The organism is Dyadobacter sp. SRI_021 (assembly GCF_057586235.1).
Genome location: NZ_JBYCZM010000004.1, coordinates 354,973 through 374,707 on the forward strand (window position 1 = coordinate 354,973; position 19,735 = coordinate 374,707).

Sequence of the window (19,735 nt, forward strand, 5' to 3'; positions counted from 1 at the left end):
ACTCAATCGAGGTTGTTTCAATTTCCACTCTATAACGGCGCGCAATTAGGATCACCTAATGCCATTAAACAGACCAATCAATGACACAAAACTATACCATTTCATCCCGAAAAGGATGGATCAGCACGGCCGTTTCGACTGCCTTGCTTCTGCTTGGGCAACTGGCCCAGGCCCAGGAAGGCAGCCAGGGGAATACCACGATCTTCGGCGGTGCCCAGATGACTTTTTTCAGTAACCATAACTTCGTGACCGGTGGCGGGGGCGCACAGCCGGGCGTAATCCTGACCGAGCGCGCAACGGGTAACTTCGGTGTGCTCAACTTTGCCGGTGACAACCTTACCTCCACAGGCGCTTCGGATGCGGGCTACGTGGATGGATATGTGCGCAAATACGGCGCGGGGAGCTTTGTGTTTCCGGTGGGCGACAATGGTTTTCTCGGCCAGTTTGCGGCTTCGGCCGACGGCGTGATGGGCGCTTACTTTCACGCCGATGCGAATACAGCCGTTACCAGTAACCTTTTCACCGGATCCGATTATGTGGCCCTCCCCAATGGAGGCCCATTTGCGACCAGCAGCATGGGCACTAATCTCAATGTTGTAAGCACCGTCGAATATTGGGACATAGACGGACCGAATGCGACGCCGCTCACATTGACCTGGGACGCCGGAAGTGCGATTGGCCCATTGACCGGCAGCGACCTCACGAAGCTGACGATCGTCGGCTGGAATGGAACGGAATGGGTGGCGATACCGTCCAAAGTTGATACTACATCGGTACTAGGTGGTACCAGCGACCTCACTGCCGGCTCGATCACCACCATCTCGCCGCTCGCACCCGACGCCTACACAGCGTACACATTTGCATCACTCATTTCGCCGTTGCCGGTCACGCTCACCCGGTTTACCGCAGCTGTGGAAAGTAGAACGGTACTACTCAACTGGTCGACAACCGAAGAAGCCAACAGCGACCACTTTGAAATCGAACGCAGTCAAAATGGCAAGCAATGGAGCCGCATCGCCTCCGTGGCTTCGCAAGGCGACAGCAGGGTGCTCGTGAATTATTCCCACGTAGATGCCAGTCCGTTGGCGGGTCAGAATTTTTACAGGCTTAAAATGGTCGATCGCGACGGGACGTTCGCGTATAGCCTGATCCGTAGGGTCTCATTTCAAGGTGAAGGAGGCGTAGCGCCGTATCCGAACCCCGCCGTGGACAAAATCCTTATTCGGCAATATGAGCTGGTCAGACAGTTGGATATTGTAAACACCAGCGGCCGGAAGGTGATCAGCAACCAGCCGCCGTCAGCGGCCGGAATTGATGTAACAAAGCTCCCCCAAGGCATTTACATCGTTATCATGACCCTGTTTGACGGCACTATCAGCACACACAAAATAGCCGTTACCAGGTAATAACGGGGATGAAAGTCCGGGCGGCGACAGCGCTGCCCGGACTTCCCATTCATTCGTACCCCTGATTGCGCAAGCACCATTCAGATGCACAACCCACCTACCATGACAATACTGATCGTTACCGATAATCATTTGTTTTCCCTGGCATTACACGCAATTATCAAGAATCAATACCCTGACGGAACCATTATCGAAACTGAACGCCTCAGGAACGCCATCGCGCTGTCGCAAGTGTCAAAAGTCGATGCGCTGTTCCTGGATATCGGCGCAGCCGACGCAAAGAATACAGACCTGATAGACGACTTCAGGAAAGCAAATCCACAGGCCGCCGTGCTGGTGAACCTGGGTGACCAAACCCAGTTTATGTACAAATTTATCCGGGCCGGTGCCACGGCATTGTTCTCAAACAAGTCATTACCCGAAGAAATTAACGAGGGACTCAGGCACGCGGAAAGTCATACCCGATATATCAGCTCGGATGTCCAGCAGCAACTGCTATTCCATATTGTGGCGAAGCCCATCAACCGCACGCTGACCAAGCGGGAAGAAATGATGGCCGATTTGCTGATTGCCAACAAGTCACATCAGGAGGTAGCCGCGATCACCGGAACCAGCTCCAAAAGTGTAGGATACTACAAACGCCGGATTTTTCAAAAGCTGGAAGTAGACAATTTACTTGACCTCGCTGTGAAACTCAACAAGGTGTTGATCAACACTTAAAAGGTTCAGTAACGGCTGCAATCCAACACGCCTAAAATGCTTCTCACACACTTCTGAAATCATTCACCCTTACTCGCTGATGCCTATGATAAAATGAAGATGCATGTTCCCAAGGCTCTTTTCACGAACCAAACTCTACATTAAATGAAGAAACAATTATTAACCAAGTCCGTTATGCCAACCGTCGTGCGGTGGGTGAATCGGACACTACTGGCCGGCTTCCCCGGGTTGGCCATTTTAAGCTGCTTTTTGATACTCTGGCTTAATTCCGTTCCCGCGAATGCGCAGGACGTGGGTCAGGTGTGGATCGCAGAAGCCGGCCTTGTAACATCGGCGGCGCAAGCCATCCCGCAAGGCGGCGTTACCGACGCGGCGGGAAATACCTATATGATCGGGCGTACTGTTGAAACCGTTGATTTCGATCCGGGACCTGGCGTAAGCCCCCTGACAGCGGGCACTTCCGGCCAATATGCTTATATCCAGAAGCTCGATAAAAACAAAAATCTGGTATGGGTAAAACAAATCAGCTCGACGGTTCTGGTCACGACTTCCGCAATCACGGTGGATGGATCAGGAAACCTGGTTATCACCGGGTCGTTCAGAGGAACGGCGGACTTCAACCCGGGCAGCGGTGTGGCAGAACTTTCGACCAGAGTGACAAGTGGTACGGAAACGTTTATACTTAAACTCGACAATAATGGAAATTATTCCTGGGCTGTCCGGTTAGCGGACGTTTCGGCAGAGGTAGTGACCACCGGCGCTGGGAATGACATCAAAACTGATGATGCCGGGAATATTTATGTTGCCGGTAACTTTTCCAATACCGTCGACTTCAACCCGGGCGGCGGTGTGTCCGCGTTGACATCCCCGGGTGGATGGACAGATTCATATGTCTTAAAATTGGCTTCGGATGGCACATTTATATGGGCCAGGCGAATGGGCGGCCCACTCAACGACAATGGAACTACGCTGGATGTCGATGGCAACGGCAATGTATTTGTCGGAGGTACTGTGAATTCAAATAGCGGAGCTTCCGATTTTGGGCCCTTTACTGTTCCTGCAACGACGACCCAAACAGGATTTGTCACAAAGCTGGACGGCGCCGGAACATTTCAGTGGGTCAAGACGATAGCGAATACCGGCTCCGGTTCGGTGAGCGAGATCGAGGCAGACAATGCCGGAAACATCTATATCGGAGGAAACGCGGGAGGAACTATGGACCTGGATCCGGGGCCCGGTACTACCGATATTCCCGCAGCCGGTTTCATCACCAAGTGGGATGGCAACGGGAATTACGTCTGGGGAATGTTTCAGGGGAATGTTGTCGGGGACATTACGCTCGACAACGCCGGAAACCTGTTGGCCACCGGTCGCTATACAAATGCCGCTGCGATCCTGGATCGCGACTGGGATCCGGGAGCAGGGGTCGTTAAGGTGACCAACCGCGGTACTGCCATCGCCAGCACAGATATTTTCGTGACCAAATACACCACCGATGGGGGCTTCGTTTGGATCAAGACTGCGGGAGGGGCAAGCGCTACCCTGGCCATCGATGACGGGTTATCCGTTGGTGTTGATGCGGCGGGCGATATTTATGCGGCCGGGACTTATTTGACCGACGCCCAGTTCGGCCCTTGCAAATATGCGGTCACGCCGACGGCGAACGCAAATATTCGTTCCCAGTATGTATGGAAGCTTTCAACCCAGCCCATTCCCAATCTTCAATTTGCTGCGACCACGCTTTCACCGGCCAGTCAGCAGGCCTGTATCCTCGGTATTCCGCAGGTGATCAATGCGAGCCCCGCCACGATCGTTTCCCCATCCGGGTACAGCACGACCATGCTTTACCAATGGCAAATCGCAGAAAATGCAACAGGGCCGTGGGCCGACATGCCCGGTGAGGTATTCAAGGATTTGCAGCCGCTGGCCAGAAATGCCTCCGCTTATTACCGCCGGATCGTGAAGGTCAACGACGGTTTTTGCGGTTTCAAAACGGTGGACAGTTCTCAGGTAGCGTCAGTGATCATCGGTACCGATGTATCGCCTATTGCCAATGCCGACGGCCCTCAATGGTTTGTCTGCGGACCGGGTTCGAATACGGTACAGCTGGCAGGGACTGCTTCCGGCGGGACGCCCTCCTACACCTATCAGTGGTATGAAGGCAGTACCAGCAATGGCACGCCGCTCGCTACCACCGGCACATGGACCACCCCGGGCATTACCCAGGCAACCACCTATACGTTACAGGTAACCGACGCCGCAGGCTGCGTAGATATCGACCAGGTCACGATTGTCCCCGCTATCGCCAATGCAGGTACCGACAAGTCGATCTGCCAGGGTGCGGGCGGTGTTCAAATCGGCGTTCCACCCGTTTCCAGTCCTTCGGTTTCCTATGTCTGGACAAGTATTTCCGGTGATCCGGTTTCCTCGCTAAGCTGCACGACCTGTGCGCAGCCTATTGCCAATCCAACTGCTGCGACAGTATACCGTTTGACTGTCACCGTTCAGCAAAAAGGCGGCGGGACTTGTGTAACTACCGACGATGTTACTGTAACCCCGGTTACCGCACCAAATAGCACATTGGCATTTGCAGGAACCGATAAGACGATTTGTAAGAATACGTCCGTCACCCTGGGTGGTACGGCGGATGCGACATTTGCTTATACCTGGACATCGGGCCAGTACCTTTCCGCTTCGCAGGTGGCCAATCCGGTTTTCAATGCGGGAACCGCTGCTGTGGCCGGCGGGGCAATCAACTATACGGTATCCGCTATTAAAGGTGGATGTGCCTTCACCGATGAAGTGAAAGTATCCGTGCTGAACAGCCGCATTACCAACCAGGATGAAACTGTTTGCGGTCCTATATGGAGCAGACACCTGGACGAGCAGAATGCAGCGGGCGCAACCTATTCATGGAGCGTCGTGTCCGGAGACGGCTCGATTTTACAAACCGCCAACGCTGGTCAGGATGCCTACCTGAAAAGCAACAGCGGAGTTACTGTATTCCGCCGGATTGTCACCCTGAATGGCGTGACCTGCTCGGCTGACATATCCGTGCAGCCATGTACAGGCTCGGGAGGTTGTGATTTTGAAATAGTCACACTTTCAGACCAGGCTTGCCCGAAAGTGTTCGGCGCGGTGGCCCTGAAACTGGGTACCAGCATTGGTGATCCGTCCAACTACAACTTCTCATGGAGCCCTGCCAACCTGGTCGACAATGCAAGCGCGCCGACGGTAAATATTACATCCACCGCGCAAGCGACGATCACCGTAACGATCACCAACAAGTATGATGGGTCTATCTCCTGCCAGAAATCGATCGTGATCAACCCGCCGGGTTGGTCGTTGCCGGTATTTTCAGCACAAGATAAATACACTTGCCCGGGAACTTCCGTTCAAATCGGCAGCACGGCCGTGGCCGGCTTTACCTACCTGTGGGATCCTGCAACAGGACTAAGCAGCAGCACTGCTGCCAATCCTACCGCAACTGTGAATGGCACGACCCAATTCCGTGTGGCCATTACCGAAACCGCTTCCGGCTGCCGCAACCGCGACACCCTGACGGTCAACGTATCGGCGCCGGTGGCTGATGCGGGCAACGACCGTGCAGTTTGTAACGGTGCTACGGTGACGCTGGGTAGCCCGGCTCCCGCTGGCACCAACTGGACTTACGCATGGGAACCTTCCAATGCCGCATGGACCAATGGTACCGGACCGACCGATGCCCAGCCTCAGATACAATTCGCGGCTTCGTCGCCCCAAAGTTTCATTGTGACTGTTACTGACCCTTTGTCTGGCTGTATGGACAAGGATACAGTTATACTACGCAACACCGTCACGACCGGCGAATATGCAGGCGCGGCCGTCACTACTTGCCAGGGAGAGCCTGTGCAGCTGGGACGTACGGCCGAGCCTTTTGTGCAATATGAATGGTTCATGGCCGATGGCGTTACGCCTGCGACCGGGCTAAGCAGCAACACAGCTGCCAACCCGACTGTGCTCAGCCCTTCGACAACAGCAACCTACGTGGTAAAAGTAAGCTACCCCGGGTGCAGCACGCCGTTCACCGACCAGGTAACATTGACCGTTAACCCCGTAACCGGCCTCGACCTTATCGACCAGAACGTGTGTCCGGCAGGGCCTATCGCGATCGGATACGGTGCCGCCGGAAACCCTGCCGCTCCTGCTGGTGCGACCTATCTTTGGGTACCGGCAACCGGTTTGAGTAGCGCCACTGCAGCCAATCCTACCGCGACCGTAACCTCGGAGACGGTCTATTCGGTAACAGTGACCTTGCCCAGCGGTTGCGTGTTTACCGATCAGGTTAAAGTGAGCCCGTCTGCAAATGCAGGCAGCGACGCTACCCTATGCCCTGGCGAATCTGCTGTAATCGGTACCCCTGCTATTGCCGGCGCCACCTATGCCTGGACAGGAGCAAGCATTGTCGGCGCAGCTAATGTAGCTCAACCCACCGTGAAGCCGACTGTAACAACCACCTACACAGTGAGTGTTACCTTGAACGGCTGTACGACAACCGATGAGGTAATAGTGACCGTCAATACGCCTAACAACTTTAATATCACTGGTAACACAGCTATTTGCGAAGGTGGCTTGGCGACGCTTTCCCTGGCTGGTAGCGCTCCTGCAAACAGCACCTGGCAATGGAGCCCTGTCGCTGGCGTGAGCAGCCCCAACGCGACGTCTACTACGATCGCTGCCACCGCTACCCAAACCTACCGTCTGACACAGACCAACACGGCAACCGGTTGCAGCAACTACAAAGAAGTGGTTGTGGTCGTTAATTCAAACACAATTGCCGCTACAACCGGCGATCTGGCACTTTGTGAAGGCACTTCTGCTCCCCTGCCATTGAATGTAACCTCTTCCGGCAGCTACTCCTACATATGGAGCCCGTCTGTAGGCCTTTCCAATGCATTCGTGGCCAATCCGACTGTTACGACCGGTTCACCAAGAACCTATACCGTAACAGTAACCGACAACGCAAGTCAATGCCAATTGGTGAAGCAAGTGAATGTCTCGATCAATGCACCTGAGGCGTGTTTTGCGCCGGTAACCCTGACGGGTAATGTATTTCATGATGCCAATGCATTGAAGGATGTGACTGTCAACAGTACAGCTACCGACCCGTCTATCCCGACCGGCCTGTATGTGACCTTGGTCGATTCGACAGGTGCGGCTGTAAAAACGGTGCCTGTGAATGCAGACGGCACCTATGACTTTGGCGTGACTGCTCCCGGCGATTACAGCATTGTGCTGCACCAGACTCAGGCCGGTTCTACTACGCCAAGCCTGCCTGCGGGTTGGGTGAATACAGGCGAGAACCTGGGCGCAGGTGTGGGTAGTGACGCAGGCGTAAATGGTATCCTGACCGGCGTAACCGTGGCCGGTACGAATGTGACCAATGCGAACTTCGGCATTCAGTTGCCTCCGGTAACCACTGGCGGGACCGAGCCTACCCAACCAAACCCAGGCGGCACGACGACTGTCGATCTGACCTCGCATTTCGGACTAAGCGATACCGATGGAACTGTGACATCGATTACGTTCACTGAATTCCCTGACGATGTTACTAGCATCACCATCAACGGTACAACCTACGTCGCCCCGGGCACAACGCCTGGCGCTGGTCAGCAAGTTTGGCCGGGTAATCTCACTGTCCCTGTAACTGGTCTGTCTGTTCTGGTCGACCCTGTCGATGGCGGCGCTGTTGTGGAAATCCCGTTCTTTGTGACAGACAATGGCGGTCTGGAAAGTAACGTCAGCACCGTAACCGCCGATTTCACAGTTCCGACTGTGCAGCTTTCGGGCAACGTATTCCACGATGCGAATGCATTGACTGATAGCACAGTCAATACAACCGGATCGGTAACGACCATTCCAGCAGGCTTGTATGTGTCGCTGATAGACAGCACAGGGGCTATTGTTGCCACCGTAGCAGTCAATGCCGACGGCTCTTACGACTTTGGTAATGTGGAGCCAGGCACTTACAGCGTGGTACTGCATCAGACAGCAGCCGGATCGACGGTGCCTAACCTGCCAACCGGTTGGAATAACACCGGTGAGCATTTGGGCGCGGGTGCCGGAAGCGATGGGACCGTGAACGGTATTTTGCCAAACATCGTCGTAACCACTACCGATGTGACCAATGCCAACTTTGGTGTGCAGCAGCCGCCGGTTACGACCGACGAGGCCTTGCCTTCTTCGCCAAACCCTGGCGGCACTACCACCGTGGATATTTCGGGTGATTTCAATTTCACCGATCCCGATGGAACCGTGGAAACCATCACATTCACGCAGTTCCCTGAAAATGTAACGACGATTACCATCAACGGAACGACCTATGTGGCTCCGGGCCAGACTCCGGGAGCCGGGCAGCAAGTATTCCCTGACTCGGGCGTAACTGTGCCGGTAACAGGCTTGCAGGTGCTCATCGACCCGATCGATGGCAACCCGACCGTGGACGTGCCATTTACGGTAACCGACATTGGTGGTTTGGAAAGCAACGAAAGTTCGGTAACCAAGCCGTTCACAACTCCGGTCGTGAGCCTTTCGGGCAACGTCTTCCATGACGCGAATGCATTGACTGACAGTACCGTCAATACAACCGGATCGGTAACGACCATTCCAGCAGGCTTGTATGTGTCGCTGATCGACAGCACAGGGGCTATTGTTGCCACCGTAGCAGTCAATGCCAACGGCTCTTACGACTTTGGGAATGTGGAGCCAGGCACTTACAGCGTGGTATTGCACCAGACAGCAGCCGGCTCGACGGTACCTAGCCTGCCAACCGGTTGGAATAACACCGGTGAGCATTTGGGCGCTAATGCCGGAAGTGATGGAACGGTGAATGGTATTTTGCCAAACATCGTCGTAACCACTACCGATGTGACCAATGCGAACTTCGGCGTACAGCAGCCGCCGGTTGCCGATCCGAAGGATTACCTGATCGATCAGCCTGTTACTGACGCCATGATACCGCTCAACGGTTCGCACGTGAGTACAGGGGCGGGCACAACATCGCCCGACGGGCTCACCGGCACCGATCCTGAGGACGGCACACTGAATGGCGATAACCATGACAGGACAATAGTGATCACGACCCTGCCCGACCATGGCGAGCTGTACTACAACGGCGTGCTGGTAACAGCAGGACAAGTAATCCCGAACTACAATCCTGACTCGCTGACGATCAAACTTACAGGTACCGGCTACACCAGCATTACTTTTGAGTACGCTTATGTGGATGAAGCCGGTGAACAATCTCCGTCTGTTCCTTATACCATCCGCTGGGAGAAACCGCTTCCGGTAACGCTCGTGTCGTTCACCGCGACCGCACGTGAAAATGCGGTTGAGCTCAACTGGGCGACTTCGGAAGAAACAAACTCAGAACGTTTCGAAATCCAGCGCAGCACCGACGGCAAGGTCTGGAAGGACATTGGCGATGTTCAGGCGGAAGGCGAGAGCAACGTGAAAAAGAACTACACTTTCACGGATCATCAGCCGGAGGTCGGAGTTGGCAACGCCAATCTGTATCGACTGAAAATGGTTGACAAGGACGGGACGTTCGCATTCAGCGCAATCCGCAGTGTCCGCTTCGAAAGCAAACTGGAAAGCAGCATCTTTCCAAATCCGGTTATGAGTGAGCTCACGCTCAAAGTGACCAGTTGGAAACAGGTGAAAGCCATCCGGATCGATAATCTGGCAGGCTTACAGGTTTACAACTCCGGACCGGTCGATTCCGGCAAAGTAGATGTGAGCAAGCTCGATGCGGGGGTGTATATCCTGCGCATCACACACACTGACGGGTCGGTCCACACACACAAATTCGTTCATATCAAATAGTGTATTACGCTCATTAGTAGTTAACAGACGCTCCGGTAGCCGGTACACGGCTTACTGGAACGTCTGTTTCAAAAGTTTATCTCAAAAGATTCTCCATTCAAATCCCTCCCTGCCATGAAGATATTGATTGTCGATGATCAGACGCTGCTCCGAACAGGAATGCGGCTACTGCTACAAACAATTTGCAACGACTATCGTCTTTTCGAGGCGCCCAACCTCGAAACGGCACTGTCTCTGCTGAGAAACGAGAATGGTATCGAACTCGTGATCAGTGAGATCAAAATCGACGGGATAATTACGCCGAACCTCGTGAATATTTTCAGGGGAGCCAAACCAGATGTTTCGATACTCCTCTATTCAGGATTGGCCGAACGGCTATATGCCTTGCCAGCGATGCGCTCCGGCGCTGACGGGTTTATTATGAAGCATTCCAAACCCAGTGAGCTGGTCCGCGCGATCATGATCGTGGCTTCCGGCGGCAAATATATGAGCTTGGAACTGCAATCATCCCTGTTGCCCAAGGTCGATGCAGGTTACAAGATAGAAGAGTTGGAATCGATCGACAGGCTCTCCGGCCGCGAACAGGTTATCATGGGCCAGGTGGCACTGGGTAAAAGCACCAAGGAGATTGCCTGCCTGCTCAATCTCAAATGCAACACCATCAGCACCTATAAAAAACGGATCTGCAGAAAAATGAATGTGACCGACAAGTTTGAACTGTACCAGAAGTCTCTTGCCCTCTAAGTATCTTTATCAGCCAAATTCTGGCATTACGATACCATTTTTATCCATATCATCAGCAATACCAAATTCTTCCGCAGGGTTAAAAAACGTATTACCGAACAGCGGGGCGATAGCCACTGCATGCCTATTGACAATCTTAACCAGAACCTTACAGTTTTTCAACTGACTCCACGCCTGTACGCCGCAAACTTCAAGACATCGGTATATGAACTTTCCCAGGTATGGTATATCACCTGCCCTGCCGCCTCTGACTCCGGAATGAAAGATTTCATGCCCTCCGAAAAAGAAGTTGACGCCTTTCACATTTATTTCCAAAGCGGCGGTGACAAATAAGTTGGCACAAGTATAAATGTGCGCCGCTTTTATTGCTCCTGTTTCCATAATGAATTATTTTTTCTGTTATGTAGACAATAAGTATACCTTATGACCTGACACGTATATAGGCTGGTATCAAAGAAAAAAGAGCCGCAGGTCGGGTTTACAAATCCCCAGGATGATGAAGAATGTACCAGAAGTCGTCAGCCAGTATGTCGCGGCCCTGCCGTCTTACGAGTAAATGGGGCAGAATTGCGCCTTCCATCGCTCCGAGAATCGAAGGAATAATACTTTTTTTAAAAAATCACTCGATTTTTTTGTAGTATTTCCGCGACATGACAGAGAGTCCATTTTTTGAGAAAGTGCATCTGTGATACCCAATGACACATTCCTAGCGTAAGAGCAGGTATAATTCAAATAAATACTACCAATATTGTATAGTATATCTACATAAATGAGATATTGCGTAGAATTTGTTTTATTGTATCATTGAGTCTCGTTTTGTAGTTTCACTTGTAAAATATTTCTATTAAGATCGTCCCGGGAACGATCGAGATCCAAGAATGTTCTACAAGCACCTGCAATTGAAAAGTAAGCCAAAGGCTTTTGCCATTCGTAATCCTTTCACATAACCGGACAGATAAACATCATGGCAACTTCTACTTCAATTCCTACTGCAACTGACCATTTGACGCTTGCGTACCAGGGCGAGAGAGCTCCTCCGTCCCGTAATAGAGTGCAGGTCTAACTCCGCTAAAGCACTTGCTGCACAAGTCAAAATTTTCGCAACAAGCATAGATCCACCCAAACAGCCAGCTGTGTTGGTTGTTATTGTATTGTCTTGAACGAATGCCAAAGTTACCATTGGCGGTTTCTCTTACGCGCTTTTGCCAACTTAGCAGCGGTGCATCATTTTGTTCGTATATATACATTCGTTAACAAGCAGTTCGCCTTTGCCCAGGAGCCGTAAAAGGGCCACCAAGGTCTGTTATACCCTGAAAGACCAGGCGATCATATTTTATTAATCAATCCAACAAACGCTATGGAAAAAATGTTACCCAGGCGCGCTCTTACGAGAGCTGTCAAACAATCCGGGCTTGTTCGTTTATCAACTCAGATGCTTCTGCTGTCGGCATTTGCTCTGCTCCCTTTTCTCTCTATCGCGCAGGTAGTTTCGCCGGACACTTCATTGTTACCCTGTAACACACCTACCGCACTGAATCTACCGACGTATCACATGAGCATTGTCCCCAATGCAGGTTTGACTGTCTGGACGGGCCGGTACGGTGTATCCCTGTCGGCGGTCAATAATGCGCCTAATGCCATCAGTGCCAGCACGACAGACTTCGCAAGTTTTGTCGCCGTGCTTACCGCCGCGGGCGGGTTACGCCTGACTGTGCAAAGCGATAATGGTTATTACCCTGCCGGGTATTTCGCCGGTTTTCAGATTCAGAACTCGGGCCTTGCAGGCGCTTCGCTGCTGGGGTCGCTGACAGTGCGGACCTATCTGGGAACCACTTTGCAGGAAGAATATACCGGCCCCGGCGGCTTGCTGACGGCAAACATCGTCAATACCGACGGCAGAACGACCGTCGGCTTTTTGACTACCAAGAACTTCGACCGGATCCAGATCGATCAGGCATCGTCATTGAGCGTTAACCTGGGTACAACCGAGATCTACAATGCCGTGGTCACCAAATTTTGTGCAGAATCCACGCCTCGTCCTTGTAATCTGGTCGAACAGTGGAATAACCCGACCTTCCCGGTATATGTAAACACCGACAGGACCGGTATCAGTACTAATGTGGCCTGCGTAAACTGTGCAGTGAGAAATACAAATAATCTGGTCAATTCGGACGCAACGGATTATGCTGAAATCGACCTGGTTGCCTCCGTTGCTTCAACAGGATCGGTCTCGATCAAAAATACCAAGACGGTATACCCCGCCGGGACATTCGCCGGCTTTGAAATAGAAGACCAGCGAACGCTCGGGGTTGCATTTGCGGCAGGTCACACGGTTACAACTTACCTCAACGGTGTACAGCAGGAAACTGTTTCAGACGGGGGGGCTTTGGGCAGCGCCGGCCTTTTTACTTCTTCCGGACACGCTATCACCGGTTTTAAGACCAAACTCGCCTTCGATGAAATCCAGTTCAGCGTCTCCATGCTGGGTGCGGTACAGGTAGCGCCTATCCGGGTGTACGGGGCTGTGACCGAGCGGTTCTGCGAAGGACCTGCGTTGGCATGTAATACCAACACCAAGCTGATCAAACCGGATTATCCGGTCTTTGTTGACACCCGCAATACCGGAATTGATGCCACCGCCTGTGTGCAATGTAACATTGTAGCGTCCGGCAATGCGATTGACGCAGATCCGGACAATTATACCGAGCTGGTGGTGCCGGCCAACATCGGCACAACGGCCGCTTACGCGGTGGCCGACGGGGCGAAAATTTACCCTGCCAATACCTTCGCCGGTTTTGACATCGACAACCCGAACCTGATCGGCGCGGGCGCGCTTTCAGGAATTACCATTTCCACCACGGATCAATACGGGGCAGTTATCGAATCGTTTTCGGGCAACACCGGATTGATATCTGCTAAAAGCTCGGTATTGAACGGCGCAGGACGGCAGACCATCGGCTTTTTGGCGACTTTGCCTTTCAGTGGGGTCAAGATCACGGTCAGCTCTGTGATCAATGCCAACATAGGTACAACCCGGATCTACAATGCGGTATTCAAATCATTCTGCGCCAACGAACTGGCCTGTAATACACTGACAGCCGTTTCAAACCCCACTCATCCGGTTTACGTCAACGGGGTAAGGACCTCGATCGACGCGGTAGGATGCGTGGCCTGTCAGCTCAATAATTCGGAGAACATCGTAAACGGATCGGTGGTAGTACCTGCTACACTGGTGATGGGAGCAAGCGTAGGTTCAAAAGCAACTGTTTCAGTAGCCAATGCCATTGAAACCTATCCGGCAGAATCTTTTGCAGGCTTTGACATCGAGTCAGGTACACTGCTGTCAGCAGGCGCATTGGGAAGTATGACGATCCATTTGTACAACGATGGCGTACTCGTGCAAAGCGGCACGGGCAATTCGCTGGCCGCAGGTGTGAGCACTTCCCTGGTGACTGGGGGAGCTAACAGGCAAATCGTCGGTATCATCAGCAAAGTGCCTTTTGATGAAGCACAGCTTGAAATCACCAACCTGGCAGGAGCAGACTTAGGTAATATTCAGATCTACCGGGCGTATATGCAACGCAGCTGCGCGATTACGGTCGGTTGTGACTTCAATGTAACGTTGAACGATCAAAACCATGGCGCGGTGATCGATGCCGAGCAGACCGGGACCAAAGGTATAGCATGTGCAGGCTGCGAAGTGCAAGCGCCCTGGAGTGCTGTTACAGCCTCCACCACAGACTTCGCCCGGATACACAACCTTGCCAGCGGCTTGGAAGTAAACTCTCTGGCCGTTGCGGTCCCTGCCACATCGTTCCCTGCCGGTACTTTTGCTGGCTTCACCATCAAGAAAAACCCATTCCTGCTTTCAGGAGGGCTATTTACCGGCATCACCATCACGACATACCTGAATGGGGTACAGCAGGAATCGAAAAACGATGCGGCTCTGTTCGACCTCTCGGTCTTGAACCAATGGTTCGGCACCCCGTCTGACTTCTACAACCCAGGATTCTATACCACGGTGCCGTTTGACGAAATCAAAATTTCGATCGGTTCGCTCGCACAGGCCGTAGACCAATACGTGGATGTATACGGCGCCATTGTCGATACCCGCATGGCAATTGGGCTCAGTTGTAACCAGACAAATCCGGATGTCAATGTAGCACTTGCCGGTGTTGCCATTACAGGAAATGTTTCCACCAATGATGTTATCCTTGCAGGAACCACGTATGGAAGCGCCTCAACTGTGCCGGGATATTCAAATCCAGGTGGCGAGCTGCCGGTTGTAGCTGCCGATGGAAGTTATACGTTTAGCTCCGCTACTCCGGGCGTGTACCGCTTCCTGGTTCCGGTTTGCCCGCCTTCGGTGACAACAAACTGTCCGGTAGAGCTGCTCGTAATTACCGTAAACGGCACGGGAACGAACAACCCGCCGATTGCGAACCTGGACATTGCTTCCACTAAAATGAATACAGCGGTAACGATTAATTCGCTGTCCAATGATGCCGCCGGAAATAAAGATGTACAGTTGGTACCTGCCTCGGTTGTGCTGACAGACCTCAACGGGGGCAATCCTGGTAACACACGTCTTGGCGGCACTGCGGTTGTAAACCCGGCTACGGGAGCGGTGACCTACACCCCTCCGACCGGAATTGTGGGTAAAGACACAATACTTTACACAGTCAGCGATAACAGACCGGTTCCTTTAAGCGCCTCCGCTTATCAGATCGTTCAAATATCACTTGCCGGGACGACCAATAGCACTCAGGCTGCCGATGACTATGCCCTGCTGTCTTCGGCGAGCGGAATCAACGCAACCGCGGCAAATGGCGTAAAAGCGAATGACTCAGATCCGGAGGGGGATACCCAGACTGTGACTGCGCAGACAACTTCTGTAACCGGTAAGGGAACTTTGACGCTCCAGTCTGACGGCAGCTACACTTTTGCTCCCGAAGCTACCTTCAAAGGCAGCGTTGCCTTCGCATACACCACCACAGACTCGCAGGGTGCGACAGCAAATGCGACACTGTATATCTCCGGAGACCAGGCTGCATTGCCAGTCACGCTGGTCGACTTCAAGGCGGTTCGGGAAGGCAGTCAGGCGCTGCTTTCATGGACAACTACCTGGGAAACCAACAGCGATTATTTTGAGATCCAGCACAGCAAGGATACCAAAAACTGGCGCGCTGTCGGCAAGGTCGAATCCTTCGGGGAAAGCGCCATACGCCGCGACTATACTTTCGTCCATGCTGCGATGGCCCCGGGAGAGAATTACTATCGCCTCAAAATGGTCGATAAAGATCAGACTTATGCATACAGTGGCATCAGGAACGTCGAGTCCGGTATCCGGGGTTTGGCAACCTACCCCAACCCCGTATCCGATAAGATCTTCCTCACAGACCTGGCAGGACGGAAAATCTCCCGCGTAACCATAACCAATAGCAGCGGCAATGTGGTTTATTCTGCAAGCAGCTTCCCTGTCACAGGTTTACGGGTAGCCAAGTGGGTGTCCGGACTGTATGTGATCGAGGTTACAGAGGAAAATGGACTGACCCACCATTTAAAAACTGTCATCCAAAAATAAGGACGCACCCTGCAAATGAAATGAAAGCCCCTCTCCTTCGGAAGGGGCTTTCGCAATTTAAAGAGGTCGATCCCAACAAAGTTCCTATTTCCTGACCATCTGTAACTGTCGTACTACAAATTAGCCTATATTTACACAAGCTCAACGTTATTCTACAATTCATGAAAACTTACTACAAGATTGGTCTATTCCTTGCCTTCCTCTACCTCACCGCCGTTCTTCATACAAATGCCCAAGGAATTAATCAATTATGGGGCGTAACTACATCCGCCGGGAACGACGGTCTGGGTACTATTTTTAATACGGCCACCGACGGCACTAAGCCCCTTGCGCAATTTAACTTCAGCGTGCCGCGTAAGGCCGTTTCCATGGGGCAGTTCACCGAATACAATGGTGAATTCTATGGGACGGCATTGGAAGTTAATGTAGATAATGCCGTCTTCAAGGGCATCCTTTTCAAATGGAACCCAGCAACCGATGAATACACCGTTTTGCATAATTTCAAGCGCGAGACAGGTAACAACCCGGGCTCCACAATGGTCATCATAAACAATAAACTCTATGGTACCACCACGGAGGGCGGAATCAACGAGCAAGGAGTTATTTTCGAGTACGATCTCACCAATAATGTTTATTCGAAACGGAGTGATTTCGCCAATCTTGCGAAAGACCGTTTGCTATGGGGCACCTCGCGCATTATTGGATTCAATGGAAAACTTTACGGCGTTGCCATAACGGACAACGGGAACCTTAGCGATGCGCTGTATGAATGGGACCCGGAAACTTCCCTATTTTCGAAAGTGAAGAATGTAAATGGATCTTTACAGCCCGGACCCCATGTGCCGGTCGCTCAGTTCGAGCCGTTTGAAGGTAAATTTTACGGCATAACCCAATCGGCGGGTACTAACTATGGGGACCTGGTAGAATGGGATCCGGCTGCGGGTTCCTTTACGTCCAAAGCCACTTTTACGCCGGTCACAGGCTACAATTGCCTTACTAAGATGACTTCAAAAGACGGTAAACTCTATGGCGCGACTACCTCCGGGGGTGCATCAGGCGCCGGCACGTTATTCGAATGGGAGCCGGCTACGAATGCAATTACTAAAAAGGTTGATTTCCCCAACGCAGGAACCGCACCGTTCAACGCGTTTGCTCCTCTTCTGGTTGGTGACAAGTTTTATGGGATTACCAAAGGGGGCGAAGCCCGTACAGGGCTCCTGTATGAATGGGACCCAGTTACGAACGGGTTCAGCATCAGATCTGCTATGCCCGGCAACGGCACGGGCATATTCCAGGGAAAGTTTACACCGTGGCAGGGGAAGTTGTATTCAAGCGTGCAGGTGGCTGATCCGTCCAATGGTTCTATATCGATCGAAGTGTTCAATTGGGATATGGCAACAAATGTTACCAGCGAATACATCAGCAATGTGGCTATGGGGCGGGCGGCTATGGGCAGTCTCACATTTGCTGACGGTAAGCTATATGGCATGACCTCCGAAGGCGGCAAAGACGCACTGGGCGTGATTTTCGAATTCGATCCACAGAAAAAAGCTTATAAAATAATGCAGGAGCTTAGCAAGGAAACAGGAAGTAAGCCATTAGGTAAAATGGTGCTGCGGAATGGAAAACTGTACGGTATGACTTCTGCCGGAGGAGTGAATGGGTTAGGTACTCTGTTTGAACTGGATTACAAGACCAACGTATTCACTAAGAAGCTGGATTTTGAGTCCATCAATGGTAGTAGGCCTTACGCGAATCTGGTCGAAAGAGATGGTAAATTTTTTGGGATGACTCCTACTGGCGGGGTATCCAACCGAGGCGTGATCTTCGAATGGGATCCGGAAACCAACATTTACACGAAGAGGTATGACTTTGACCTCCTCGCTGGCGCCAGTCCCTTCGGAAATCTTTGCTGGAAGGACGGCAAATTTTATGGAATGACCATGGGAGGCGGCGCCTTTAACACCGGTACGGTCTTCCAGTGGGATCCGGCTACGAACGTTTATACGAAATTGCGCGATCTCAGGGCGAGCACAGGACTAAAACCTTACGGCTCACTTACCGTCTATGGTGATAAACTATATGGACTCACACAATCGACACTGCTGGAGGTGGACCCGGCAACCCAAGATGTAAGTGTGTTGGTTGTCCTCGGCAACGATCTCAAGGCCGACATCACGGTCAATAACAACAAATTGTATTTTATGGGAACTTACGAAGGAGGCTCGGTCTTCGAGTGGGATCCCGCAACCAAAATTTTGAAAACAAAGGCCCGGCTTTCTACCGACAGCGGGATAAACCCTTTTTACATGACGCCCACACCAGTACCAGCACCGGTATCGGCCGGTAACCCGGGCACTTGTATGACGCTTGCGAATTCTTTGATCGGCACCGATAATTTCAACGAGTGGCTTGCGGTTACTGACGCTTCCAACGAAGCAGTGGCAGAAATCAAAGCGAATGGCAATAACCTGGGCACCATAAGAAGCTGGCTATATACGCACAGCGGCGCTGTAAGGAAAAGGGACGGACGTTATTTCCTGGGTAGGGATTTTACAATGACGCCTTCGGGCAGCATAACCTCCGGCCAGGTAGACGTCAGGATTTATATAAAACAGGAAGAATACGATGCGCTCGTGGCTGCCAACAATGCCGATATGGAGGTTGAGCCAATCCAGGATGTGACGCAAATCGGGGTATTTACAACCGGCGCCAACAGTTGCAGCGGAAGTATCTCAGGATCACCCCGCGCCATCGCTACGAGCGTTGAGCCCTGGACCGGTGGCGGTTATGTCTTTAGTTTCAAAACGGACGCCTTTTCCACCTTTTACCTGGCAAACACCAACAGACCTTTGCCCGTCAAATTAATCAATTTCAATGCACAACTACTGGAGAACGATGCTGTGCTAAACTGGCAAACGGCCGAAGAAGTCAATTTTTCACACTTTGAGTTACAGCGGAGTGAAGACGGCCGGAGCTACCAAGCGATTGCCACCATTGAACCTTCTGCCGGATCCATTCCAGGCCATTATAACTTCATTGACACACAGCTGGGTAAAATCCTGGTACCGAAAGTCTATTATCGCTTAAAAATGACCGATTGGGATGGTACATTTGCTTATTCGACCATCCGCGAGCTGGCAATACCCAACGCGGTGGCGACACTGTATCCCAACCCGGTCGCGGATATTGTTGAGGTAAAACTGCCAAAAGTGGCATGCAATTGGCAGCTCATCAACTCAGCAGGAATACAAATGCTGAGCGGACAATCTGAAGGCGGAAACTTTAAACTCAATGTTTCCAAATTGCACACTGGTGTCTATTTCCTGAGATTCACAACTGCCCGGGGCGTTAGGACATTGACTATGGCTAAGAAATAACGGGCCTGAATTGCATAGCCCTGTCATTAAACTGGTTA

General features: G+C 52.1%; 7 protein-coding genes. 6 read left to right on the plus strand and 1 reads right to left on the minus strand.

Going from position 1 to position 19,735, the window contains the following annotated elements:
• Positions 1 to 80: 80 nt before the first annotated feature.
• The 4 genes from AC2YIT_RS14480 (at position 81) to AC2YIT_RS14495 (ending at position 10,733) form a co-directional block, all read left to right on the plus strand.
• Complete coding sequence (locus AC2YIT_RS14480) at positions 81 to 1,406, plus strand: T9SS type A sorting domain-containing protein (RefSeq protein ID WP_487279629.1); 1,326 nt, start codon at positions 81 to 83, stop codon at positions 1,404 to 1,406.
• A gap of 102 nt (positions 1,407 to 1,508) precedes the next feature.
• The gene (locus tag AC2YIT_RS14485) at positions 1,509 to 2,126 is read left to right on the plus strand and encodes a LuxR C-terminal-related transcriptional regulator (RefSeq protein ID WP_487279630.1); all 618 of its coding nucleotides are present in this window, start codon (positions 1,509 to 1,511) and stop codon (positions 2,124 to 2,126) included.
• Positions 2,127 to 2,270: 144 nt separating this feature from the next.
• A complete protein-coding gene (locus AC2YIT_RS14490) occupies positions 2,271 to 9,989 on the plus strand; it encodes a T9SS type A sorting domain-containing protein (RefSeq protein WP_487279631.1) in 7,719 nt (2,572 codons plus the stop codon).
• A gap of 114 nt (positions 9,990 to 10,103) precedes the next feature.
• Positions 10,104 to 10,733: a response regulator transcription factor gene (locus AC2YIT_RS14495; protein WP_430845677.1), complete on the plus strand. Its 630-nt coding sequence runs from the start codon at positions 10,104 to 10,106 to the stop codon at positions 10,731 to 10,733.
• A 9-nt stretch (positions 10,734 to 10,742) separates the two neighbouring features.
• On the opposite strand, the gene AC2YIT_RS14500 is transcribed toward AC2YIT_RS14495, so the two are convergent.
• Positions 10,743 to 11,114, minus strand: a complete 372-nt coding sequence (locus AC2YIT_RS14500) for a hypothetical protein (protein ID WP_487279632.1) — start codon at positions 11,112 to 11,114, stop codon at positions 10,743 to 10,745.
• A 1,171-nt stretch (positions 11,115 to 12,285) separates the two neighbouring features.
• Here AC2YIT_RS14500 and AC2YIT_RS14505 point away from each other — a divergent pair.
• Both AC2YIT_RS14505 and AC2YIT_RS14510 read left to right on the plus strand, forming a co-directional pair.
• A complete protein-coding gene (locus AC2YIT_RS14505) occupies positions 12,286 to 16,317 on the plus strand; it encodes an Ig-like domain-containing protein (protein WP_487279633.1) in 4,032 nt (1,343 codons plus the stop codon).
• A 161-nt stretch (positions 16,318 to 16,478) separates the two neighbouring features.
• A complete protein-coding gene (locus AC2YIT_RS14510) occupies positions 16,479 to 19,697 on the plus strand; it encodes a choice-of-anchor tandem repeat GloVer-containing protein (protein ID WP_487279634.1) in 3,219 nt (1,072 codons plus the stop codon).
• The last annotated feature ends 38 nt before the right edge of the window (positions 19,698 to 19,735 follow it).

Excerpts from the sequence above, each read along its gene's own strand:
- AC2YIT_RS14480 (WP_487279629.1), top strand. The coding sequence starts at position 81 with ATGACACAAAACTATACCATTTCATCCCGAAAAGGATGGATCAGCACG.
- AC2YIT_RS14510 (WP_487279634.1), top strand. The coding sequence starts at position 16,479 with ATGAAAACTTACTACAAGATTGGTCTATTCCTTGCCTTCCTCTACCTC.
- AC2YIT_RS14505 (WP_487279633.1), top strand. The coding sequence starts at position 12,286 with ATGAGCATTGTCCCCAATGCAGGTTTGACTGTCTGGACGGGCCGGTAC.
- AC2YIT_RS14495 (WP_430845677.1), top strand. The coding sequence starts at position 10,104 with ATGAAGATATTGATTGTCGATGATCAGACGCTGCTCCGAACAGGAATG.
- AC2YIT_RS14490 (WP_487279631.1), top strand. The coding sequence starts at position 2,271 with ATGAAGAAACAATTATTAACCAAGTCCGTTATGCCAACCGTCGTGCGG.
- AC2YIT_RS14500 (WP_487279632.1), bottom strand. The coding sequence starts at position 11,114 with ATGGAAACAGGAGCAATAAAAGCGGCGCACATTTATACTTGTGCCAAC.
- AC2YIT_RS14485 (WP_487279630.1), top strand. The coding sequence starts at position 1,509 with ATGACAATACTGATCGTTACCGATAATCATTTGTTTTCCCTGGCATTA.